A 23,182-nucleotide genomic window follows, 5' to 3' on the forward strand; every position below is an offset into this window, starting at 1 on the left:
GGATCCAGGGCGAGTTCCAGTACATCTGGCGCTCCGCCGGGAGACGGGTGACGTGACCACGGCCAGCCGGCTCCCACCGCGCCCCGGCCGGACCCCGACCAGCCCCACCACCAGCCAGATCCGGAGCAGCCACCATGGCGACCGACTACGACGCACCACGCAAGACCGACGACGAGCTGTCTGAGGACTCCATCGAGGAGCTGAAGGCACGGCGCAACGAGCCCGGTGCCGCCTCCGTCGACGAGGACGAGACCGAGGCCGCGGAGGGTTTCGAGCTGCCGGGCGCCGACCTCTCCGGCGAGGAGCTCTCGGTGCGGGTGCTCCCGCGCCAGGCTGACGAGTTCATGTGCTCGCAGTGCTTCCTCGTGCACCACCGCAGCCAGCTCGCCAGCGACAACGGCGGGCAGCTCGTCTGCACCGAGTGCGCCGCCTGACGGCGGTCGCTCATCGGCGCTGACGCAGCGTCGATTCTCGGGTCAGTCCTCAGCGCCCCGGTCGGAGCCCAGCTCCTGCCGGGGCGCTGCGGCGTCCAGCGCCTCCCGGCTCCCCGGCCCCCACAGGGGCAGCCCGCCGCTGAACGGAACGTGCACCGCCACCGGGCCGCTGACCCCGTGACCCGCCAACGCCTCGACGAGCGCTTCGGGGTGGCGGCAGGAAAACAGCCACGCCGGGGTGGGGTCCTCCGGGTCACCCACGCCGACCAGCACCACCGGGTCGACCCAGCCGCGCAGGAGCAGGTGCGTGCGCGCGTCGAGCAGAGGACCCCGCAGCGCGGTGGCGCGTTCCCCGCGGGCCGACATGGCCCCCGTGAGGTGCTCGACCTCGATCCGCGCCGGCCCCACCCGCAGCACGCCGTCAGCATTCAGCGACACCACCGTGCTGGCCGAGACCAACCAGGCGACGACGACGGCGGCCAGCGCGACGCCACCCACGGCGGCCCAGAAGGGCCCACCGATGTAGCCCGTCGCGGCGCCGAACGCCACCGCCAGCGGCACGAGGAGCCACGTGGCCGGCCCCGGCCACAGGCGCTCCCGGAACTCCGGTCCCGATCCCTGCGCTGATTCCCCGGCTGACTCCCCGGCTGGCTGGCCGGTCGTGCGGTGGCCGGCTGGCTGCGGCTGCTGCGGTTCGCCCACCCCGCCAGCCTCGCACGTCCGGCGTCCTCCTACGCTCGGCCCGTGACAGGCGTCCGAGCTGCAGAGGTCCTGGGCGACCCGTCGGCCGAGGAGCTGGTGGTGCCGCTGCAGCGGCTCACCGACGATCTCCCCGACCCGTCGTACGCCCATCCCGGTGACGCCGGCGCCGACCTGCGCTCGGCGGTCGACGCCGTCATCGCCCCCGGGGGCCGCGCCACGCTGCCGACCGGTGTGGCGGTCGCCGTGCCTGACGGGTGGGCCGCCTTCGTGCACCCGCGCTCCGGTCTGGCCGCCCGCCACGGGGTCACCACGCTCAACGGTCCGGGCACCGTCGACGCCGGCTACCGGGGCGAGGTGAAGGTCACCCTCGTCAACACCGACCCCGACGAGGCGTTCGAGATCCGTCGCGGTGACCGCATCGCCCAGCTGGTGCTGCAACGCGTCGCCCGGGTGCGTTTCGTGCCGGTGGAGGCTCTCGAGCCCTCGGTGCGCGGCGCGGGCGGGCACGGGTCGAGTGGCGGGTGGGGGGCCAGTGGCGAGCAGCCCGCGGCACCGTCGGTACCCAGGAAGCCCACCACGGACCAGGTAGAGAAGGAGGCGCGATGAGCATCTTCCGCCGCCGCGCACGCGAGGACGAGGGCGCAGAGCCCACCGAGAACACGGAGTTCACCGAGTCCACCGAGGACACCTCCCGGGACGGCGAGCCGCCGACCGCTGGCGCCCTCGCGGGGGACCCGGCCCCCACGGGGCTGTCGTCACGGCCGTCCGGCCCCTTCGACGTCACCGAGGTCACCGACGAGCTGCCCCGCGTCGACCTCGGCGCCCTGCGCCTGCCCGGTGTTCCCGGCATGGAGCTGCGGCTCGAGGTCGAGGACGGCACCCGCCGTGTCGTCGCTGCGACGGTGGCGCTGGAGGGGTCCACCGCGCAGCTCCAGGCTTTCGCAGCGCCCCGCACCCAGGGGATCTGGGCCGAGGTCCGCGCCGAGATCGTCGAGTCGCTCGCCCGTTCCGGGGGCATCTCCCAGGAGGTGCCGGGGCCCTACGGAACCGAGCTGCTGGCGCAGGTCCCCTCGCGGCTGCCCGACGGGCGCGTGGTGGCTTCCCCTGCGCGCTTCGTCGGCGTCGACGGTCCCCGGTGGTTCCTGCGCGCGGTGCTGTCCGGGCCCGCCGCTGTCGACTCCGAGGCCGCCGCACCCCTGGAGGCGCTGCTGCGCGGCGCCGTCGTCGTGCGCGGCTCCGAGGCCATGGCGCCCCGTGACCTCCTGCCGTTGCGGCTGCCGCAGTCCGGCCCGGCGCCGTCCCAGCCCGGCCAGCCCTCCGCCGCGCCGGGCGAGAGCACCTGAGCTTGCCGGGCGACCCTCTCGTGGACCCGGTCACAGCACCCCTGCGGAGCGCCTAGTCTCGACGCCATGGGCACTGCGAAGTCCGCTCGCCACCCGCTGCTGCGCGCGCTGTCGCGCCTCACCGCGGGGAACGAGCAGCTGATCGCCGAGGACGCGCAGGAGCGGTCGGCCGCCATGGGCGGCACCCCCTGCGCATCCCTGTCGGGGCGGCGGCGCGCCAGCGTCTCCGGCACGCTGCGCACGGTGACGCTGCGGCCGCGAGCCGGTGTCCCGGCACTGGTGGCGGAGCTGTTCGACGGCACGGGCACTCTGACCGTCATCTGGCTGGGCCGGCGCGAGATCCCGGGCATCGTGCCCGGAGCCGCCGTCAGGGTGGAGGGCTTCGTCGGTTGCGACGACGGCCACAAGACCGTCTACAACCCCCGCTACGAGCTCGTTCCCACCCCTGCCGCCTCCTGATCCGGTGAGCATGCAGTCCGGCGTCGGGCGCGCCGCCACCGCCGAGCGGTTCTCCCTGGCCGACGCGGTCGGCGGTCCCCGCGGAGCCGCCGAGGCGGTCCTTCCGGGGCTCGTCTTCGTGATCGTCGTCACAGTGACCCGTTCCCTGCCCTGGGCCTGCGGACTCGCCCTGGGCGTGGCAGGCCTGGCGGCCCTGGCGCGGCTCGTCGCCCGCCAGCCGTTGCAGCAGGCACTGGCGGGAGCGGTCGGCGTGGGTGTCTGTGCCCTCACGGCGTGGCGCACCGGCGACGCCGTCGACTTCTACTCGTGGGGACTCCTCCTCAACGCCGTGTACGCCGTCGTACTGGCGATCTCCACCCTGCCCCTGCCGAAGGTCGGCCCGCTGCCCGGGGGACCGCTGCCCGTGACGGGGCTGCTCGTCGCCGCGGCCCGTGGTGGCGGCGCAGGCAGCGCGCCCTGGCGTCACGACCCCGCCCAGATGCGCCTGCACCGGCGCCTCACCTGGATGTGGGTGGGACTGTTCGCGCTGCGCCTGGCGGTGCAGACCCCGCTGTACGTCGCGGGAGCCGTGACGGCGTTGGGCGTCGCACGACTGGTGATGGGCCTGCCGCTGTTCGCGGCCGCCGCGTGGGTGACGTGGCTAGCCCTGCGCCGTGTCGACGGTGGCGTCAGCCCAGCAGCTGGTCCGGCGGCCCCGGCCGAGCGGACGCCGGAGGCGCCAGCAGGTCCTTGAGGGCCTCCTCGCTGTCCTGCACCGTGAGCAGGAGCAGCTGGTCGCGGCCCTCCAGGGCGTCGTCAGGGGACGGCGCGATGGGACGCCCCTCGCGGATGATCCCCACGAGCACCGTGTCCAGCGGCCACGCGACGTCGCCGACGCGGGTACCCGACAGCGGAGAGGACGCGGGCAGCGTCAGCTCGACCATGGCCGCGCCGCCCTGCTGGAACGTGAACATGCGCACGAGGTCGCCGATGGAGACGGCCTCCTCGACGAGCGCCGTCATGAGCCGCGGGGTGGAGACGGCGACGTCGACCCCCCACGCCTCGTCGAACATCCACTCGTTCTTCGGGTTGTTGACCCGCGCCACCGTGCGCGGCACGCCGTACTCGGTCTTGGCGAGCAGGCTGGTCACGAGGTTGGCCTTGTCGTCGGCGGTGGCCGCGACGACGACGTCGGCGGTGTCCAGCGCCGCCTCGGACAGGCTGGAGGTCTCGCAGGAGTCGGCCAGCAGCCAGTCGGCCTGGGGCACCGACTGCATCTTCATCGCGCGGGGGTCCCTGTCGATGAGGAGCACCTGGTGGCCGTTGCCCAGCAGCTCGCGCGCGATCGAGCGCCCCACGTTGCCCGCTCCCGCGATCACGACCCGCACGACGCCTCCTTGGTTGGGTTCCCCACCGGTCGGTCCTCGACCCAGTGACTCAGTGGCTCAGTCTTCGACTCAGTGGCTCAGTCTTCGACCGGGGGCGCCAGCGACAGCGCCCGATCGACGCCGTCCAGCTCGTCTCCGCGGACGAGCACGTGCAGCTGGTCTCCGTCTTGGTAGACCGTGTCAGGTTTCGGCAGCAAGGCCCGGCCCAGCCGGACCACGTACGCCACCCGTGCCCCGACCCGCGCCTCGAGAGTGGTGAGCCGCGTGCCCACCCACGCCGGGTGCACCTCCACCTGGACGAGCGACAACGCGCCGGTGGCGTCGGTGAACTCGCTGGCCGCGCCCTGCGGGAGGATCCGCCGCAGCACCTGGTCGGCAGCCCACGGCACGGTGGCCACGGTGGGGATGCCGAGCCGCTCGTAGACCTCCGCGCGGCCCGGGTCGTAGATGCGCGCGACGACGTTGGCCACGCCGAACGTCTCACGGGCCACCCGCGCGGCGAGGATGTTGGAGTTGTCACCGCTGCTGACGGCGGCAAAGGCGTCCGCTGACTCGATGCCCGCCTCGATGAGGGTGTCGCGGTCGAAGCCGATGCCGGTCACCCGGTCACCGTCGAACGCACCCAGGCGCCGGAAGGCGTCGGGGTTCTGGTCGACCACCGTCACCTGGTGCCCGAGGCCCTCCAGGCGAAGGGCCAGCGCCGAGCCGACCCGGCCGCACCCCATGATGACCACCCGCACGGCTGCGAACCTACAGCGCACAGCGGGCCGGTGGCTGCTCGGCCTCCGCAGGGCTCCGTCCGGCCTACCATCGTCGCTCGTGCCCATCACGGACGCCGTCAAGCGGCTGCTCGTCGGTCGCCCGGTGCGCAGCGACAAGCTGAGCGAGACGCTGCTGCCCAAGCGCATCGCGCTACCGGTGTTCGCCTCCGACGCCCTGAGCTCGGTCGCCTACGCCCCCGACGAGATCCTCCTCACCCTGGCCATCGCCGGGACGGGGGCGTACCTGCTCTCCCCGTGGATCGCGCTCGCCGTGGTCATCGTGCTCGTCGTCGTGGTGTCGTCCTACCGGCAGAACGTGCACGCCTACCCCTCCGGCGGTGGCGACTACGAGGTGGTGACCACCAACCTCGGCCGCACCGGCGGGGTCACCGTGGGCGCGGCCCTGCTGTGCGACTACACGCTGACGGTGGCCGTCTCGGTCTCCGCGGGCGCCCAGTACGCCGCGGCGGCGCTGCCGTTCCTCAACGGCCACGAGGTGCTCCTCGCCGTCGCCGTCGTCGTCGTCCTCACGACGCTGAACCTGCGCGGCGTCCGGGAGTCCGGCACCGCCTTCGCCATCCCCACGTACGTGTTCATGGGCGCCATCGGTGCCATGGCGCTCGTTGGCGGCACGCGCTACGTGATGGGAGACCTGCCGCCTGCGGAGAGCGCGGGGCTGGGGCTCATCGCCGAGCCCGGTTACGAGGCCGGCCTGACCGGACTGGGCGGGGCGCTGCTGCTGGCCCGGGCGTTCTCCTCCGGCTGCGCAGCGCTGACCGGTGTGGAGGCCATCAGCAACGGCGTGCCGGCGTTCCGCAAGCCCAAGAGCAAGAACGCCGCGACGACGCTGGCGCTGCTGGGCGGCATCAGCATCGTCATGCTGTTCAGCATCATCCTGCTGGCCCGCGCCACGGGCGTGCAGTTCGCCGAGGACCCGGCCATCCAGCTCATCCGCGACGGGCAGCCCGTGGGCGACTCCTACGTGCAGGACCCGGTGATCGGCCAGATCGCCCAGTCGGTGTTCTCCGGGTTCACGCCGGCGTTCTACCTCGTGACCATCGCCACCGGCGTGATCCTCGTGCTGGCCGCCAACACCGCCTTCAACGGCTTCCCCGTGCTGGCCTCGATCCTGGCGCGCGACGGCTTCCTGCCGCGGCAGATGAACACCCGCGGTGACCGGCTGGCGTTCAGCAACGGGATCCTCGCCCTGGCCGGCGTGGCGATCGTGCTCATCGTCGCCTTCGACGCGCAGGTCACCAAGCTCATCCAGCTCTACGTGGTGGGCGTGTTCATCTCCTTCACCATGAGCCAGACCGGCATGGTCAGGCACTGGACCCGGCTGCTTGCCACCGAGAGCGACCCGCGCGAGCGGGCCCGCATGGTGCGTTCACGCATCATCAATGCCGTCGGCGTGGCCATGACCGGTTCGGTGCTGGTCATCGTGCTCATCACCAAGTTCACCCGCGGGGCGTGGATCACGCTGCTGGGCATGGCGGTGCTCTTCATCCTCATGGGCGCCATCCGCAAGCACTACGACCGCGTCGCCCGGGAGCTGGCCATCGACGAGTCCGCCGCGGCCAAGGTGCTGCCCTCCCGGGTGCACGCCATCGTGCTGGTGTCCAAGCTGCACCGGCCCACGCTGAGGGCCCTCGCCTACGCCCGGGTGTCGCGGCCGTCGGTGCTGGAGGCGCTGACCGTCGACGTCGAGCCCGAGGAGACCGCGGCGCTGCAGCGCCGCTGGGACCAGCTCGACCTGCCGGTACCGCTCACGGCCATCGCCTCGCCCTACCGCGAGATCACCCGCCCGATCGTCCAGTACGTGCGAGACCTGCGGCGCGCCTCGCCCCGCGACCTCGTGGTCGTCTACATCCCCGAGTACGTCGTGGGCCACTGGTGGGAGCAGGTGCTGCACAACCAGACCGCGCTGCGGCTCAAGGGGCGGCTGCTGTTCACCCCCGGTGTGGTGGTGGCCAGCGTGCCGTTCCAGCTGAGCTCGTCCGCAGGCGCGGAGGACCGCTGGCGCGGCCCGGCCGCCGGGTCGGTCCGCCAGGGGGCGGTGGCCGGCCGGACGACGAGGTCGTCGTCGTCCTCCTCCTCGACCTTCGCCGCCCAGGAAGGGGAGAAGCGATGAGCACCCAGCACCAGCCCGAGGTGTCGCCGGTCGGACTCGAGGTCGAGGTCGAGGTCGGCGCGGTCGCCCACGGCGGTCACTGCGTGGCCCGCCACGAGGGGCGCGTGCTCTTCGTGCGCCACGCCCTGCCCGGTGAGCGCGTGGTCGCGCGCGTCACCGAGGGCGCCCCGCGCGACAGCTACTGGCGCGCCGACGCCGTCCAGGTCCTGAGCCCCTCCCCGGACCGGGTGACCCCGCCGTGCCCCTGGGCCGGTCCGGGCCGCTGCGGCGGCTGCGACTGGCAGCACGCCACCGTCTCCGCGCAGCGCGCGCTCAAGGCCGCGGTGCTGACCGAGCAGCTCGAGCGGCTGGCCGGGCTCGACGCCGCGGCGCTGGTCCCCGTGGTGGGGGAGGGTGGGCTGGTGGTGGAGGCCGTCGACGGCGACGGCGTGGACGTCGAGGCCGGCCTGCGCTGGCGCACCCGCGTGCAGTACGCCGTCGGGCCCGGCGGCCGTCTCGGGCTGCGCGAGCACCGCTCCCACCGCGTGGTGGAGATCGACGACTGCCGCATCGCCGCTCCGCGCGCCGCCGAGGTCGACCCGCAGGCCGTGACCTGGCCGGGCGCCGAGGGCGTCGAGGTGGTGGCGCCGCAGACCGGTGACGACCGGCTGCTCGTGGTGACCCCGCGCCGCACGGGCGAGGGCCGTCGGCTGCGCCTGCCGACCCCGCCCGCGCCGTCGTCCCTCGCCGTCGTGGGGGAGGAAGGCCTGGCGCGCGTGCGCGGCCGCACCTGGGTGGCCCAGGAGGTGCAGCTGCCGCGCGGGCCGCGCAGCTTCCGCGTCACCGGGTCCGGCTTCTGGCAGGTGCACCCCGGCGCCGCGGCGGCGCTCGCGGGGGCCGTCGTCGCCTCCGCCGGGCTGGAGCCGGGCGAGCACGTGGCCGACCTGTACTCCGGGGCCGGCCTGCTGACCGCCGCGCTCGCGGACGAGGTCGGTGCCGACGGGACCGTGGTGAGTGTCGAGGGTGACGCCCGCGCCGTTGCCGACGCGCGTCGCAACCTGCGTGACCTGCCGCAGGTGCGGGTGCTGCCCGGCCGTGTCGACAGGGCGCTCGCCGCGATGGCCGCCGATGGGGAGCGGGTCGACGTCGTCGTCCTCGACCCGCCGCGGGTCGGGGCGCGCCGCGCGGTGCTGGAGCGGGTCGTGGCGCTGGCACCCCGCACGGTGGTGCACGTCGCGTGCGATCCCGCGGCGTTGGCCCGCGACGTCGCTGTCCTCGCCGAGCTCGGCTACCGCCTCGACGGGCTGCGCGCGTTCGACCTGTTCCCGCAAACTCACCACGTGGAGGCGGTCGCGCGACTCGTGCGCACCGGGTAGCGCGTTGACCCGAGGAGGTATCTTGAGCTCAAGGTACTTCAGTTAGCCATGCCCGATGACGAGTGATCACCAGGCGTGGGCGAGGATGGTCTGCGGTCACCGAAGATCGGGTCGAGCGGGAGGACGGGCATGAGCTCGGGAAGCACCAAGAGCACCAGCATCGACAGCTTCGGAGCGAGGGGCGAGCTGCAGGTCGGCTCCAAGAGCTACGAGCTCTACCGCCTCTCCGCGGTGGAGGGCGCCGCTGACCTGCCCTTCAGCCTCAAGGTGCTGCTGGAGAACCTCCTGCGCACCGAGGATGGCGCCAACACCACGGCCGACCATGTCCGCGCGCTCGCCGGGTGGGACCCCAGCGCCGAGCCGGACACCGAGATCCAGTTCACGCCGGCGCGCGTGGTCATGCAGGACTTCACCGGCGTCCCCTGCATCGTCGACCTCGCCACCATGCGTGAGGCCGTCGCCGAGCTCGGTGGAGACCCGGCCAAGGTCAACCCGCTGGCTCCCGCCGAGCTGGTCATCGACCACTCCGTCATCGTCGACGTCTTCGGCCGCCAGGACGCGTTCGAGCGCAACGTCGAGATCGAGTACCAGCGCAACGGCGAGCGCTACCAGTTCCTGCGGTGGGGTCAGGGCGCCTTCGACGACTTCAAGGTCGTCCCGCCGGGCACCGGCATCGTCCACCAGGTCAACATCGAGCACCTGGCGCGCGTGGTCTACGACCGCACCATCAACGGCCGGACGGTCGTCTACCCCGACACCTGCGTCGGCACCGACTCCCACACCACGATGGTCAACGGCCTGGGCGTGCTCGGCTGGGGCGTCGGCGGCATCGAGGCCGAGGCCGCGATGCTCGGACAGCCCGTGAGCATGCTCATCCCGCGCGTGGTCGGTTTCAAGCTCACCGGTGAGATCCCGGCCGGCGCCACCGCCACCGACGTCGTCCTCACCATCACCGAGCAGCTGCGCAAGCACGGCGTGGTCGGCAAGTTCGTGGAGTTCTACGGCGAGGGCGTGTCCGCGGTGCCGCTGGCCAACCGCGCCACCATCGGCAACATGAGCCCGGAGTTCGGCTCCACCTGCGCAATCTTCCCGGTCGACGACATCACGCTCGACTACCTGCGCCTCACCGGCCGGTCGGACGAGCAGGTCGCCCTGGTCGAGGCGTACTGCAAGGAGCAGGGCCTCTGGCACGACCCGGCCGCCGAGCCGCGCTTCTCCGAGAAGCTCGAGCTGGACCTGTCCACCGTCGTGCCGTCGATCGCCGGCCCGAAGCGCCCGCAGGACCGCATCGAGCTGTCCGCGTCCAAGTCCGCGTTCCGCAAGGTGCTCCCGAACTACGTGGGCGCTGACGAGGTGGACTCGGGCACGACCCTGGACGAGGCGCTCGAGGAGACCTTCCCGGCCTCCGACGTCCCCTCCGCCTCCGGTGGCAACGGGGCGGCGCCGGTGCATTCCGGCGGCGACCTGCCCACTCCGGCCGGGCGCCCCTCCAAGAAGGTGCCGGTCAGCGTGGGCGGCGGCACGAGCTTCGACCTCGACCACGGTCACGTGGTCATCGCGGCGATCACCTCGTGCACGAACACGTCCAACCCGTTCGTCATGGTCGGTGCGGGCCTGCTGGCCCGCAACGCCGTGGAGAAGGGCCTGTCGGTCCGCCCCTGGGTGAAGACCTCCATGGCACCCGGCTCCAAGGTCGTCACCGAGTACTACGAGCGCGCGGGCCTGGTGCCCTACCTCGAGAAGCTCGGCTACCACCTTGTCGGCTACGGCTGCACCACGTGCATCGGCAACTCCGGCCCGCTGCCGGAAGAGATCTCCGCCGGGATCCAGGAGGGCGGCCTCGCCGTTGCCGCGGTGCTCTCGGGCAACCGCAACTTCGAGGGGCGCATCAACCCCGACGTCCAGCTCAACTACCTGGCGTCCCCGCCGCTGGTCATCGCTTACGCGCTGGCCGGCACCATGGACTGGGACCCGGAGACCGACCCGATCGGCACCGGCTCCGACGGCAAGGCCGTCTTCCTCAAGGACATCTGGCCGTCCGCGGCCGAGGTGGCCGAGGTGGTCGGCACCTCCATCACCCAGGAGATGTTCGACCGCGGCTACGCCGACGTCTTCGCTGGTGACCAGCGCTGGCAGTCGCTGCCCACGCCCGACGGCGACGTCTTCAGCTGGGACGCCGAGTCGACCTACGTCCGCAAGCCCCCGTACTTCGAGGGCATGCAGACCGAGCCGTCGCCGGTCTCCGACATCCACGGCGCCCGCGTGCTGGCCAAGCTGGGTGACTCGGTCACCACCGACCACATCAGCCCGGCCGGCTCCATCAAGGCCGACAGCCCCGCAGGCCGCTACCTCGCCGAGCACGGTGTGGAGCGCAAGGACTTCAACTCTTACGGCTCCCGCCGCGGCAACCACGAGGTGATGATCCGCGGCACGTTCGCGAACATCCGCCTGCGCAACCAGCTCCTGGACGACGTCGCCGGTGGTTTCACCCGCGACTTCACCGTCGAGGGCGCCCCGCAGGAGACCATCTACGACGCGGCGCAGCACTACGCCGCCGCCGGCATCCCACTGGTCGTGCTGGGTGGCAAGGAGTACGGCTCGGGTTCCTCGCGCGACTGGGCCGCCAAGGGCACCACGCTGCTCGGCGTCAAGGCCGTCATCACGGAGAGCTTCGAGCGCATCCACCGCTCGAACCTCATCGGGATGGGCGTGCTGCCGCTGCAGTTCCCCGAGGGCGAGTCGGCCGACTCCCTCGGCCTGGACGGCACGGAGACCTTCGACATCACCGGGGTCACCGAGCTCAACGAGGGCACGACGCCGCGCACGCTCGCGGTGAAGGCCACCAAGGCCGACGGCTCGGTCATCGAGTTCGACGCGCGCCTGCGCATCGACACCCCCGGTGAGGCCGACTACTACCGCAACGGCGGCATCCTCCAGTACGTGCTGCGGAGCCTGCTGAGCGCCTGACCTGCGGGTCTGTGCTGATGCACTGACGAGACGAGAGGCCGGTCCGGCTCCCCCACGGGGGAGCCGGGCCGGCCTCTCGCCGTCCTTGCCTCCCCCCTCCGTGACGATCAAGGAAGTTGTGCACGGCCAACGTGCCTAACTTCCTTGAGCCTCGTCCCCGCCGTGATCATGGGCAGTCGGCCACCTCTGAGGTGGCGGGCTGGGGGTACCTCCCGCTTACGGGGGACCATGATCACGGCGGAGAGGGGGCGTCGGAGGGCGGGTGTCGGTGGCTGGTGCTGCACTGCACCCGTGAGCGCGCACGTGCCGCCTGGCTGGCCCCGCGAGGTCCACCCGCCCGACACCGACGGCTTCACGAGGACGGCGAGCGCGTGGCTGCTCGACCTGTGCCCACCTGACTACCGTGCGCACGACGTGCTGGTCCGCCACCCGCTCGTGCTTGCGGTGCTCGCCGGGCACCACGTCGCCGCGCAGGCGCAGGGGCAGCGCCGGGCGGTGGCCACGCTCCGCACGGACCTGGCCGCTGCGGTCGGCGTCGACGTCGTCGAACGAGCCCTGGACGTCCTCGACGCCGAGCAGGCCCGGCTGGCCGCAGCCAGCCGCGGGGTGGCGCTGGTGGCCGAGGCGCTGCGCGGAGTGAGACGCCCTCCACGCCTCTAGTTGGTTGATTCCCAGGGGCGGTCTTCCTCTTCCGGGCGCCGAGCCGCAGGTCGTCGTGGACGTCGACCTGGACGGCCTCACCGGGGGCGGATCCGTGTCGGGAGCTGTGCAGCGTTGGCCCCTTCAGCGTGAGCAGCCAGTCACGCCGAAGGGGCCAACAGAACACAGCTCTCGTCACGACGACGGGCGCTGCGGGGGCCAGCGTCGGGCAATGGCGGCCCCACAGCGGGCGTGACGGCCCCTGGCCATCGCTCGTTGAGATCGGCTGTGACGTGGGCGTGACCCGTGACGTCGGCCACAGTCCTCCGGAAGTGTGCAGGTGATGTGCGGTTTGCTCGGCGTCCGAGGGGTGCGACCAGGTCCGCTGCCTAGACTCGACACTCGCACCGCCTCGCACCCTGCGCGGCGGAGCACCACGAGGGGAGGGCAGCCGGTGGGCCTGCTGCCGCAGATCACGAGTCCGCGCGACCTTCGCCGCCTGTCCGCCGCGCAGCTGCGCGAGCTCGCCGACGAGCTGCGCGCCTTCCTCGTCCGCGAGGTCAGCCGCACCGGCGGGCACCTGGGGCCGAACCTCGGCGTGGTCGAGCTGACCCTCGCCGTGCACCGCACGTTCGACTCCCCGCGCGACACCGTCGTCTTCGACACCGGCCACCAGGCCTACGTGCACAAGCTGCTCACCGGCCGGCAAGACTTCTCCGGCCTGCGCCAGCAGGGCGGGCTGGCCGGCTACCCCAGCCGCGAGGAGTCCGTGCACGACGTCGTGGAGAACTCCCACGCGTCCACGTCGCTGAGCTGGGCGCACGGCATCGCGCAGGGGTACGCGCTGCAGGGGCAGAACGACCGGCACGTCGTCGCCGTCATCGGCGACGGTGCGCTGACCGGCGGCATGGCCTGGGAGGCGTTGAACAACATCGCGGCCGACGCCGACCGCCGCCTCGTCATCGTCGTCAACGACAACGGCCGCTCCTACGCCCCCACCATCGGCGGGATGGCCCATCACCTGGCCACGCTGCGCACCACGCGCGGGTACGAGCGGTTCCTCGAGTGGGGCAAGGCCACCCTCGCGCGCGGTGGCGTTCCGGGCCGGATGGCCTACGACACGCTCCACGGCATGAAGAAGGGCCTCAAGGACTTCGTCGCGCCGCAGGGCCTCTTCGAGGACCTCGGCCTGAAGTACATCGGCCCGGTGGACGGGCACGACGTCGAGGCGCTCGAGCACGCCCTGGGCCGCGCGAAGGCGTACGGCGGGCCGGTGATCGTCCACGCGATGACCCGTAAGGGCAACGGCTTCTCGGCAGCGGAGGCCAACGACGACGACAGGTTCCACGCCGTCGGCATCATCGACCCGGACACCGGCCAGTCGCTGGCGCCCTCGAGCGCGGGCCCGACCTGGACGAAGGTCTTCGCCGAGGAGATGGTGGAGGTCGGGCGGCGCCGCGCCGACGTCGTCGGCATCACCGCCGCCATGCTCATCCCCGTCGGCCTGCACCGCTTCGCCGCGGAGCACCCCGACCGCGTCATCGACGTCGGCATCGCCGAGCAGCACGCCACGACTGCTGCCGCCGGCCTGGCCTTCGCCGGACTGCACCCGGTGGTGGCGGTGTACTCGACGTTCCTCAACCGCGCCTTCGACCAGGTGCTGCTCGACGTCGCCCTGCACCGGGCAGGTGTGACGTTCGTGCTCGACCGCGCGGGCATCACCGGCGACGACGGCCCCAGCCACCACGGCATCTGGGACATGAGCCTGCTCGCCCCCGTACCGGGGCTGCGCCTGGCCGCCCCGCGCGACGCGCTCACATTGCGCGAGGAGTTGGCCGAGGCCCTCGACGTCGACGACGCCCCCACCGTGCTGCGCTTCTCCAAGGGCGCCGCGCCGGAGTCCGTGCCGGCGCTCGAGCGGCTCGGCGGCCCCCACGGCATCGACGTGCTCGCCCGCACCGGGTCTACGGGCGAGCGGACGGAGCAGGGCCAGCGCGACGTCCTCGTCGTCGCCGTCGGAGCCTTCGCGACGCTCGCGCTCGACGTCGCCCAGCGGCTGGCGGCGCACGGCATCAGCGCCACTGTCGTCGACCCGCGCTGGGTGCTGCCGGTCTCCCCGCTCGTCGTCGACCTGGCCCGCCATCATCGCCTGGTGCTCACCCTCGAGGACGGCGTGCGCACCGGCGGTGTCGGATCCTGCACGGCGCAGGCGCTCGCGGACGCCGGTGTCGACGTCCCCACGAGCGTCGTCGGGGTCCCGGTGCGCTTCTGGGAGCACGGCAGCCGCGCGCAGGTGCTCGCCGCCGCGGGCTTGACCGCGCAGGACATCGCCCGAGGCGTCGCAGAGCGCGTCGCCGGACTCGCGGACACGTCAGACCCCGGGGGTGACCCTGCACAGGACGCCGGACCCGACAGCGTCGGCCCCGGCGAGCCAGTGGCCGAGCGGGGCTGAACCGCGCCACCCTGTCGGGATGGCAGAGCAGGACGACGACGACGGCGTCGCGCCGCGTCTGGTGACGCGCGCTGACGTGCAGCGCGCCGCGGAGTCGGCGGGGGTGCCCGAGGCGGCGTCCGCGCTGTGGGAGGCGCTCGCCGCAGCGCCAGCAGTCCAGGCAGCCGAGGCGGGACCGGCGCTGCGGTCGCCGTCGTCGTCCTCCCAGGCTGTGCTGGGGCGCCGTACCACTGCGGCCGAGGTCGCCGTCTACACCGGCGGCGTCATTGCCCTGCTGGCCATGTCCGTCTTTGCCGGCACCGGGTGGGCGCAGTACGGCGCCGGCGCCGGTCTGGCGATCGTCGGCAGCTACCTCGTGGTGTTCGTGGTGGTCGCCGAGCTGCTGCGCCGCCGCGCGAGCCGCTCAGGGAGCGGGAGGACGGCGGCCGGGGTCGTCGCCGCCGTGGCGGTCTGCACGGTGCCCCTGGTCGTGTACGCCGCCTGCTCCGTCATGGGCGTGCTGCCATCTCCCTCGGGCTACATCGACGACTGGGACGCCTATACCGCTGCGCGCCGACCCGTGTGGATCGCCATGGAGCTCTCCGCCACGGCAGCTGCCGCAGCTGCGTGGCTGCGCCACCGCACGAGCTTTCTGCTGGCACCGCTCGTCGCTGCGTCGGGATGGCTGGTGCTGGATGTCGGTGACGCCCTGACCGGGGGAGACACCAGCGATGGCAGTGCCCTCGGGCGTCAGGTGGCTGCGTGGATGCTCACGGCCGGGCTGGCGGGGGCCGCGCTGGCACTGGACCGCCGCGGACGGCGTGTGGAGGCCTTCTGGCCGCACCTGGGGTCGCTGCTGGCGGCAGCGACCGCCGTCATGCTGCTGGAAGGCGGAGGGACGCCGACGGCGCTCGCCTTCCTCGCCCTCGGGGTGCTCGCTATCGCCATCGGCGTCTTGCTGGACCGGCGGGTGCACTTCGCGCTCGGCGGCCTCTACCTCGTGGGGGCGCTGTCGTACTTCGCGTTCGACGTCTTCGGTGACACGGTGCTCTTTGCCCCGGCGCTCGCGCTCATCGGGCTGCTGGTGCTGCTGGGTGGGGTGTGGCTGGCTCGTCGTCCACGCGGCGCGCGGGCAGACTCGGCCCGCGCGCCGTCGTCGCACTGACCCAGCTCAGCTGACCCAGCGGGGTACGAGCGCCACCTCGTCGCGGGTGACGAGCACCGGCCTGGCGAGGCCCCGCTGGTCGGGTTCGCTCGCCGCCCACGCCGCGGTGACGAACGCGGCTTCCGTGTGGCCCAGGTCCGTCCAGCCGGTGCGGCGTGAGGGCACGGCGACCACGCGCAGGCCCGTCCCGTCGGCGTCCGCGAGCCACCGGCGCAGCGGGGCCGACGCGAGCAGGGTCAGCGCGTCGCACCCGAAGACCGGCTCGAACACCGTCACGGCGTGCGCGGAACCGCGCTCGGCGTCGCCAAGCAGCTCGTGGTCGAGTGCCTGCGCCCGCAGGGACCGCTCGGCGCGACGGGCCGCCGTGCGCCCGGCCCCCTCCAGCCGTGCCAAGGCGCTCCGCCAGGCCGCGTCCAGGTCGAGCGGCCGGCCGCCCGCCGCGACCGCCTCGTCGTTGAGGCGGGCCAGCAGGTCGGGCCACAGGGGCGTGGGTGCGTCGCTTCCCGGGACCGCGCCGACCAGGCCGAACCCGAGGTCGAGGGCGCCACCGGGCACCTGCTGGCGCACCCACTCGGGCCCAGGGTGCAGTGCGGACCCGGGAGCCAGGGCGAGCGGGCGCAGGTACGTCGTCAGGGCCTGCGGCGTGACCGCGGCGTGGGCGCGCAGCCAGTTCCTCAGCCGTGGGCGCGTGTCGGGGTCGGCTGCCGCACGGTCTCCCACGATCGCCGTTGCAGCCTGCGCTGAGAGCTCGTGCTCGCCGGCCGGGCCGCTGACGCACAGGCCGTCGGCGGTGGGAACGAGGTCGACGTCGTCGAGGACACAGACTTCGAGCAGCGCGCGACGCACGAGCAGGCGCTGGTCGTCGGTGGTCCGCGACACCGTGGCAGGGGCCGTCGTCGTGTCGACCCGGGCGTCGCGGGACGGCGCGGGCGGGAGGGACGAGTCCGAAAGCACGTCACGAAAAGTAGCGAACCCAGGTCCAGTGCTCACGCTGAGTCAATTTTCTCCGTCCCTCCAGCCGGATCTTGGCAGCGCACCGGGGGATGTACGTAACGCTGAGTCACAGATGTGTGACTGGCGAGTCACGGACAGTGCTTCAAGTGGCCCGACCCCGAGAAGGAGACCAGGATTCCGGCCCGTGAGCCTGTGGCGCACCAAGTCTGTCGAGGCGTCCATCGCCGACACCGAGGAGCCGGAGCACGCCCTCAAGAAGGGCCTGGGTGCCCTGGACCTCGTCGTGTTCGGCGTGGGCGTCAGCGTCGGCGCGGGGATCTTCGTGCTGACCGGCCAGGCCGCCGCGGCGTACGCCGGGCCCGCGGTGGCGCTGTCCTTCGTCATCGCCGCCGTCGCCTGCGCCCTCGCCGCGGTCTGCTACGCCGAGTTCGCCAGCACCGTCCCCGTCGCCGGGAGCGCCTACACGTTCTCCTTCGCCACGCTCGGCGAGCTCGTGGCGTGGACCATCGGCTGGGACCTCGTGCTGGAGTTCGTCGTCGGCGCGGCGGCGGTGTCGACGTCCTTCTCCGCCTACCTGCAGGTGGTGCTGGGGCAGGTCGGCATCACGCTGCCCACGGCGATGACCGGCGTCGAGGAAGGCGTGGTCAACCTGCCCGCGGCGCTGCTCGTCCTGGCGCTGACTGCCGTCATCGCCACCGGCATCCGCCTGTCGAGCCGGCTCAACCAGGTGCTGACCGCGATCAAGGTGGCCGTGGTGCTGCTTGTCATCGTCGTCGGGGCGTTCTACGTCTCGGCGGCCAACTGGTCACCGTTCGTGCCGCCCTCGCAGGGCACGGGCGGGTCGGGCGGCAGTGAGGAGAGCGCCCTCACCGCTCCGCTCGTGCAGACGCTGTTCGGGCTGGAGCCCTCGGTCTTCGGCATGGGCGGTGTCGTCGCCGCGGCGGCGCTGGTCTTCTTCGCCTTCATCGGCTTCGACGTGGTGGCCACCACCGCGGAGGAGACCCGCAGGCCTCAGCGCGACGTGCCGATCGGCATCCTCGGCTCCCTGGCCGTGGTGACCGTGCTCTACGTCGCGGTGTCGCTCATCGTCACCGGGGTCCGGCCGTACACCGAGATCGACCCCGACGACGGCGCCCCACTCGCGACTGCCTTCACCGCTATCGGTGTGGGGTGGATGGGGTCGGTCGTGGCCATCGGCGCTTGCCTCGGCCTCATCGCCGTCACGATGATCCTCATCATCGGGCAGACCCGCGTGGCCTTCGCCATGGCCCGCGACGGGCTGCTTCCCCGCTCGCTGGCGCGCACCGACCCCCGCACGGGCACCCCCGTGCGCATCACGGTCATCACCGGCGCCGTCATCGCGGTGCTGGCCGCGTTCGTGCCGCTGTCCGAGCTGAGCCTGCTGGTGAACATCGGCACGCTGTTCGCCTTCATCCTCGTCTCGGTGGGCGTCGTCGTGCTCCGCCGCACCCGCCCTGACCTGCGCCGATCGTTCCGCGTGCCCGCCGTCGGCGTCGTCGCGACGCTGTCGGTACTGGCCTGCTCCTACCTCATGCTCAACCTCACGCTCGAGACGTGGCTGCGCTTCGTGGTGTGGATGGCGCTCGGCTACGTCGTGTACTTCGCCTACGCCCGCAGGCACAGCGTCCTGGCGCGGCACCCCGAGCGGACCGGCACCAGCACCCCTGACGAGAGGACGCGACGATGAGCACGCGCACCGACGACCAGACCGCGGGCGGTGGCCACGGGGGCGGCCACGGGGGCGGCCTGCAGAAGGGTCTGAGCCAGCGCCACCTCACGATGATCGCCATCGGGGGTGTCATCGGGGCCGGCCTGTTCGTGGGGTCGGGCGAGGTCATCCGCACCACCGGACCGGGGGCGTTCCTGACCTACGCCCTCACCGGCGTGCTGGTCATCCTCGTCATGCGGATGCTGGGGGAGATGGCCACGGCCAACCCCGGCACGGGCTCGTTCAGCGACTACGCCCGCTCGGCCCTGGGGAACTGGGCAGGCTTCTCCACCGCGTGGCTGTACTGGTACTTCTGGGTCATCGTCGTCGGCTTCGAGGCCGTGGCGGGCGCCCGCATCATCCAGCTCTACGCCCCCGGCCTGCCGCTGTGGCTGATCTCGCTCGTGCTCATGGTGCTCATGACCGTGACCAACCTCGTCTCGGTGAAGTCGTTCGGGGAGTTCGAGTACTGGTTCGCCGGCATCAAGGTCGCGGCGATCGTGCTGTTCCTCCTGCTCGGCGGCCTCTTCGTGCTCGGTGTGTGGCCGGGTGCGTCGATGAACTTCTCCGGCCTCACCAACGGCGCGCAGGGCAGCACGGGCTTCTTCCCCAACGGGGTCGGGGCGATCTTCAGCTCGATCGTCGTCGTCGTGTTTTCGATGGTCGGCGCCGAGATCGCCACCATCGCGGCGGCGGAGTCGAAGGACCCGGTGAAGGCCGTGGCGCGCGCCACCCGCAGCGTGGTGGTCCGGGTGGCGATCTTCTTCGTCGGGTCGGTCTTCCTGCTGGTGTGCATCGTGCCGTGGGACTCCGAGGAGCTGCGCGCCTCGCCGTATGCCGCGGCGCTGGGCGCGATGGGCATCCCGTACGCGCCGCTGGTGATGAACCTCGTGGTGCTCACGGCGGTGCTGAGCTGCCTGAACTCCGGCCTCTACACGGCATCGCGGATGCTCTTCGTGCTGGCCGACCGGCACGAGGCGCCGAAGGCGCTGGTGCGCCTGGGCCCCGGTGGCGTGCCGCGCGCGGCGATCCTCACCTCCACGGTGGTGGGCTTCCTGTGCGTGGTGGCGGCGGCCGTCGACGAGGAGGGCGTCTTCCTGTTCCTGCTGAACTCCTCCGGCGCGGTCATCCTCTTCGTGTACCTGCTCATCGCGGTGAGCCAGCTGGTGCTGCGCCGGCGCACCGACCCCGAGCGGCTCGTCGTGAGGATGTGGCTGTACCCGGTGCTGACCATTGCGGCGATCGTCGCCATCCTGGCCATCCTCGTGGCAATGGGCTTCAACGACGGCACCCGCACGCAGCTGTTCCTCAGTCTGGGCAGCTGGGCGGTGCTCCTGCTGCTGTTCGCCGTGACAGCCGGACGGCGCCGCGCCGCCAGGGAACGTCAGAGGGCAGCGACATCATGACGCCGTGAGCATCGAGGGAACCGCCTGGGGCGTGCTGTACAAGTCCGCGTACGGCCAGCAAGACCAACGCCCCTTCTCGCGCGCCACGCTGCAACGGGTGCTGCAGTTCGCGCGGCCGCACCGGGCGCGCATCGGGTGGTTCCTGCTCGTGGGGATCGTCGAGGCGGTGCTCACCGTTGCCACGCCCCTGCTGGCAGGCCGGGTGGTGCAGGCGATCACCGAGCGCGAGGCCACCAGCGTGGTGGTAGGGCTGGCGGTGCTCATCGCCGTCATCGCCCTGCTCGAGGCGGGCGCGAGCATGATCAGCCGGTGGCTGTCCGCCACGCTGGGGGAGTCGGTCATCCTCGACCTGCGCACCACCGTGTACGACCACGTGCAGCGCCAGCCGGTGGCCTTCTTCACCCGCACCCGGACGGGCGCGCTGGTCAGCCGGCTCAACTCCGACGTGCTCGGTGCCCAGCGCGCGTTCAGCGACACCCTGGTCGGCATCGTGTCCAACACGGTGACGCTCCTGCTGACGCTCGGTGTGATGCTCGCGCTGTCGTGGCCCATCACGGTGCTGGCCCTCGTGCTGCTACCGCTGTTCCTCCTGCCCGCACGCCGGGTCGGCCGCCGGCTGGCGGGCTTGCAGCGTGAGGCGGCCGGCCACAACGCCGCCATGACCGACCAGACCACCGAACGTTTCTCCGCCGCCGGCGCGACGTTGGTCAAGCTCATGGGAGACCCGGCCCGCGAGTCCGCCGAGTACGCCGGCCGCGCTGAGCGCGTGCGCGACATCGGCGTGCGCACCGCCGTCGTCTCCTTCTCCTTCGTCACCACGCTCGTGCTTGTCTCCAGCCTTGCGCTGGCGCTCGTCTACGGGCTGGGCGGCTTCCTTGCGCTGCGAGGCACCCTCGACGCGGGGACCGTGGTGAGCCTCGCGCTGCTGCTCACCCGGCTCTACGCCCCGCTGACGGCGCTGGCCAGCGCACGGCTCGACGTCATGCAGGCCCTCGTGAGCTTCGAGCGCGTCTTCGAGGTGCTCGACCTCGAGCCCCTCGTGCGCGAACGGCCCGACCCGGTCCCCCTGCCCGACGGGCCGCTCACCGTCGAGCTCGAGCGGGTCTGCTTCTCCTACCCCTCCGCCGAGCAGGTCTCGCTCGCGTCCCTGGAGGACGTCGCCGTCCTCGACCCCCGCGGCGGCACGCAGGTGCTCCACGGTGTCTCGTTCCGGGCCGAGCCCGGCCAGGTGGTCGCGCTCGTGGGCTCCTCCGGGGCCGGCAAGTCGACCACCGCCTCCCTGCTGCCGCGCCTGTACGACGTCGACACCGGCGCCGTCCGCCTCGGCGGAGTCGACGTGCGCGACCTGTCCTTCGCCGACCTGCGCTCCGCCGTCGGCGTGGTCACCCAGGACGGCCACCTCTTCCACGAGTCCCTGCGCTCCAACCTCCAGCTCGCCGCTCCCGGCGCCAGCGACGAGCAGCTGTGGGACGCCCTCGACCGCGCACGCCTGCGATCCGTCGTGGAGGAGCTGCCCGACGGTCTCGACACCGTGGTCGGCGAGCGCGGCTACCGCCTCTCCGGCGGCGAGCGCCAGCGCCTGACCATCGCGCGGCTGCTCCTGGCGTCCCCGCGCGTCGTCGTCCTCGACGAGGCCACCGCCCACCTCGACTCCACCTCCGAGGCCGCCGTCCAGGCCGCCCTGGGCGAGGCGCTCGCGGGGCGTACCGCGCTCGTCATCGCCCACCGGCTCTCCACGGTCCGTTCCGCCGACCTCATCCTCGTGGTGGAGCACGGGCGCATCGTCGAGCGCGGCACCCACACCGAGCTGCTCGCGCTGGGCGGCCGATACGCGGAGCTGCACGCCACGCAGTTCGCTGTCGGAGCCGGTGAGACGGCGGGGTCGGCTGGCTCGGCTGCTCAGGACGACGACGACGCGCGCCGTCGCGGGGAGCCCAGCCGTGCCTGACGCCACGCCGCGTTCGGTGATCAGCCCGATCGCTGACCTCACCCGCGACGACGTCGCCCGGCTCCGGCTGGTGAGTCAGCGCCTCGTGCCGCACCCGGTGCTCGGACTGCCCCCGGGCCCGGTGGAGGCGGTGGCGAACCTGCTGGCCGTGCAGGCCCAGGACCTACCCGCCGCGCACGTCGCCGTGGCGTCACGGACGCCGGGTCGTGACGCTGCCGCCGTGCGGGCCGCCCTCGACGACGGGCGGCTGGTCCGGACGTGGCCTATGCGCGGCACGCTCCACCTGCTCACCGCGGCCGACGCGGGCTGGATGACCCGCCTGCTCGGCCCTCGGGCCATGGCGGCGGCGGCCAAGCGGTGGCTCGACGTCGGCCTGGACGACGCCGCGTTCGACCGCGCGCTGGTCGTGGCTCGCGAGCTGCTGGCCGACGGCCCGGCGAGCCGCGACGAGCTGGGGGCGGCGTGGACCGGCGCCGGCTTCGAGCCGGGCAGCTCCACCACATACCGCCTGCTCAACGGCCTTGCGACGCGCGGTGAGCTGGTGCTCGGCCCCGTGCGTGGTGCCGACCAGCTGGTGGTGCTCGCATCGACGTGGCTGCCCGAGGGTTCCCGCCGCGAGCACGAGCCCGACGAGATGCTCTTCGCCGACCTGGTGGCCCGCTACGTCGCGGGTCACGGACCCGCGTCGGTCGCTGACCTCGTGCGGTGGAGCTACCAGACCACGGGGGCGGTGAAGAAGGCCGTTGCGGTGGCCGCCGCGTCTGGTCTGGTCGCGGCGGTGACGTGCGAGGGGCGGTCGTTGCTCGGCGGTCCCGATCTCGCCGGCCTCGTGGCCGACCTCGACAGCGTCCGCGCGGCCACCGAGGGTGTGCTGCTGACCGCCGCCTTCGACGAGCTCGTGCTCGGCTACGCCGACCGCACCGCCACGCTCAGCCCCGAGGAGGAGCGGCTCGTGGTGCCCGGTGGCAACGGCATGTTCAAGCCCGTGGTCGTGGTGGACGGGCGGGCCGTCGGCACCTGGGCGCGGACGGGCAGCAAGCGTGACCGGCTGGTGGTCACGCCCTTCGCCGGAACGCTGCCAGCCGCGGTCGAAGCTGCCTGCCAGGAGGCCTTCGCGGCGTTGCCTGCCGCGCTCCCCGGCCGCTGACCCCTCCGTGATCATGGACCCTGTGCGCACGCCCAGCCGTGATCATGGGCGGTTGGCCACTGGGGAGTCGAGCCTTCGGCTGGCGACCTGAAGAGTCGCGCAGAACGTGGCGATCGGTCGACCCCACCTGCGCCCGCTCGCTCCCGTGACGATCACTCGAAAATGACCGAGAGGTGCGCTGGGAGGTGACTCAGGCGGCCTGGGCTTCGGCGTCGGTGAGAGCGACGTGGAAGCCGAGGCCTTC

Annotated in this window: 19 protein-coding genes; 15 read left to right on the forward strand and 4 right to left on the reverse strand. The window is 72.7% G+C overall.

Annotation, left to right across the window (positions count from 1 at the left end; translation table 11 throughout):
• Positions 1 to 134 precede the first annotated feature (134 nt).
• Positions 135 to 434 carry a DUF4193 domain-containing protein gene (locus tag BXY45_RS17620; protein ID WP_109775834.1) on the forward strand — a complete coding sequence of 100 codons (300 nt, stop codon included), beginning with the start codon at positions 135 to 137 and terminating at the stop codon, positions 432 to 434.
• Between the two features lie 42 nt (positions 435 to 476).
• Here BXY45_RS17620 and BXY45_RS17625 read toward each other — a convergent pair whose 3' ends face one another.
• A complete protein-coding gene (locus BXY45_RS17625) occupies positions 477 to 1,136 on the reverse strand; it encodes a DUF3093 domain-containing protein (RefSeq protein WP_170131581.1) in 660 nt (219 codons plus the stop codon).
• A 42-nt stretch (positions 1,137 to 1,178) separates the two neighbouring features.
• On the opposite strand from BXY45_RS17625, the gene dut reads away from it, so the two are divergent.
• The 4 genes from dut (at position 1,179) to BXY45_RS17640 (ending at position 3,671) form a co-directional block, all read left to right on the forward strand.
• Positions 1,179 to 1,742, forward strand: a complete 564-nt coding sequence (gene dut / locus BXY45_RS22960; protein WP_245961902.1) for a dUTP diphosphatase — start codon at positions 1,179 to 1,181, stop codon at positions 1,740 to 1,742.
• Positions 1,739 to 2,479, forward strand: coding sequence for a DUF3710 domain-containing protein (locus BXY45_RS17630; RefSeq protein WP_109775836.1), 741 nt, complete (start codon positions 1,739 to 1,741; stop codon positions 2,477 to 2,479). Before dut ends, BXY45_RS17630 begins: the two co-directional genes overlap by 4 nt.
• A gap of 66 nt (positions 2,480 to 2,545) precedes the next feature.
• Positions 2,546 to 2,938, forward strand: a complete 393-nt coding sequence (locus BXY45_RS17635) for an OB-fold nucleic acid binding domain-containing protein (RefSeq protein ID WP_109775837.1) — start codon at positions 2,546 to 2,548, stop codon at positions 2,936 to 2,938.
• A gap of 10 nt (positions 2,939 to 2,948) precedes the next feature.
• Positions 2,949 to 3,671: a DUF3159 domain-containing protein gene (locus BXY45_RS17640; protein WP_109775859.1), complete on the forward strand. Its 723-nt coding sequence runs from the start codon at positions 2,949 to 2,951 to the stop codon at positions 3,669 to 3,671.
• Here the strand turns inward: BXY45_RS17640 and BXY45_RS17645 are convergent.
• Positions 3,607 to 4,305: a potassium channel family protein gene (locus BXY45_RS17645; protein WP_109775838.1), complete on the reverse strand. Its 699-nt coding sequence runs from the start codon at positions 4,303 to 4,305 to the stop codon at positions 3,607 to 3,609. The genes BXY45_RS17640 and BXY45_RS17645 overlap by 65 nt on opposite strands.
• Positions 4,306 to 4,382: 77 nt before the next feature.
• On the reverse strand, positions 4,383 to 5,045 hold the full coding sequence (locus tag BXY45_RS17650; protein ID WP_109775839.1) for a potassium channel family protein: 663 nt from the start codon (positions 5,043 to 5,045) through the stop codon (positions 4,383 to 4,385).
• 79 nt (positions 5,046 to 5,124) lie between these two features.
• Here BXY45_RS17650 and BXY45_RS17655 point away from each other — a divergent pair, with 79 nt between their 5' ends.
• The 6 genes from BXY45_RS17655 to BXY45_RS17680 all read left to right on the forward strand — a co-directional run bounded on the left by BXY45_RS17655 (position 5,125) and on the right by BXY45_RS17680 (position 15,754).
• Positions 5,125 to 7,197: an APC family permease gene (locus BXY45_RS17655; RefSeq protein WP_245961903.1), complete on the forward strand. Its 2,073-nt coding sequence runs from the start codon at positions 5,125 to 5,127 to the stop codon at positions 7,195 to 7,197.
• Complete coding sequence (locus BXY45_RS17660) at positions 7,194 to 8,552, forward strand: class I SAM-dependent RNA methyltransferase (RefSeq protein WP_109775841.1); 1,359 nt, start codon at positions 7,194 to 7,196, stop codon at positions 8,550 to 8,552. The genes BXY45_RS17655 and BXY45_RS17660 overlap by 4 nt, the downstream gene beginning before the upstream one ends.
• A gap of 129 nt (positions 8,553 to 8,681) precedes the next feature.
• Complete coding sequence (locus BXY45_RS17665; protein WP_109775842.1) at positions 8,682 to 11,519, forward strand: aconitate hydratase; 2,838 nt, start codon at positions 8,682 to 8,684, stop codon at positions 11,517 to 11,519.
• Positions 11,520 to 11,810: 291 nt separating this feature from the next.
• Entirely contained in the window at positions 11,811 to 12,179 is a 369-nt protein-coding gene (locus BXY45_RS17670) for a hypothetical protein (RefSeq protein WP_109775843.1), read from the forward strand.
• Between the two features lie 433 nt (positions 12,180 to 12,612).
• Positions 12,613 to 14,610, forward strand: a complete 1,998-nt coding sequence (gene dxs, locus BXY45_RS17675) for a 1-deoxy-D-xylulose-5-phosphate synthase (protein WP_109775844.1) — start codon at positions 12,613 to 12,615, stop codon at positions 14,608 to 14,610.
• A gap of 19 nt (positions 14,611 to 14,629) precedes the next feature.
• Entirely contained in the window at positions 14,630 to 15,754 is a 1,125-nt protein-coding gene (locus tag BXY45_RS17680) for a hypothetical protein (protein WP_146211253.1), read from the forward strand.
• A 6-nt stretch (positions 15,755 to 15,760) separates the two neighbouring features.
• On the opposite strand, the gene BXY45_RS17685 is transcribed toward BXY45_RS17680, so the two are convergent.
• Positions 15,761 to 16,708 (reverse strand): hypothetical protein, encoded by a 948-nt coding sequence (locus tag BXY45_RS17685; RefSeq protein WP_109775846.1) that lies wholly within the window; start codon positions 16,706 to 16,708, stop codon positions 15,761 to 15,763.
• A gap of 184 nt (positions 16,709 to 16,892) precedes the next feature.
• On the opposite strand from BXY45_RS17685, the gene BXY45_RS17690 reads away from it, so the two are divergent.
• The 4 genes from BXY45_RS17690 to BXY45_RS17705 are packed head-to-tail and all read left to right on the forward strand — an operon-like array spanning position 16,893 to position 22,938.
• A complete protein-coding gene (locus BXY45_RS17690; RefSeq protein WP_245961904.1) occupies positions 16,893 to 18,416 on the forward strand; it encodes an amino acid permease in 1,524 nt (507 codons plus the stop codon).
• Positions 18,413 to 19,843, forward strand: a complete 1,431-nt coding sequence (locus BXY45_RS17695; RefSeq protein WP_109775848.1) for an amino acid permease — start codon at positions 18,413 to 18,415, stop codon at positions 19,841 to 19,843. The genes BXY45_RS17690 and BXY45_RS17695 overlap by 4 nt, the downstream gene beginning before the upstream one ends.
• A gap of 4 nt (positions 19,844 to 19,847) precedes the next feature.
• On the forward strand, positions 19,848 to 21,791 hold the full coding sequence (locus tag BXY45_RS17700; protein ID WP_109775849.1) for an ABC transporter ATP-binding protein: 1,944 nt from the start codon (positions 19,848 to 19,850) through the stop codon (positions 21,789 to 21,791).
• Entirely contained in the window at positions 21,784 to 22,938 is a 1,155-nt protein-coding gene (locus BXY45_RS17705) for a winged helix DNA-binding domain-containing protein (protein ID WP_170131582.1), read from the forward strand. The genes BXY45_RS17700 and BXY45_RS17705 overlap by 8 nt, the downstream gene beginning before the upstream one ends.
• Positions 22,939 to 23,182 lie beyond the last annotated feature (244 nt).

The sequence above is a fragment of the Quadrisphaera granulorum genome, from assembly GCF_003149145.1.
Classification (GTDB): domain Bacteria; phylum Actinomycetota; class Actinomycetes; order Actinomycetales; family Quadrisphaeraceae; genus Quadrisphaera; species Quadrisphaera granulorum.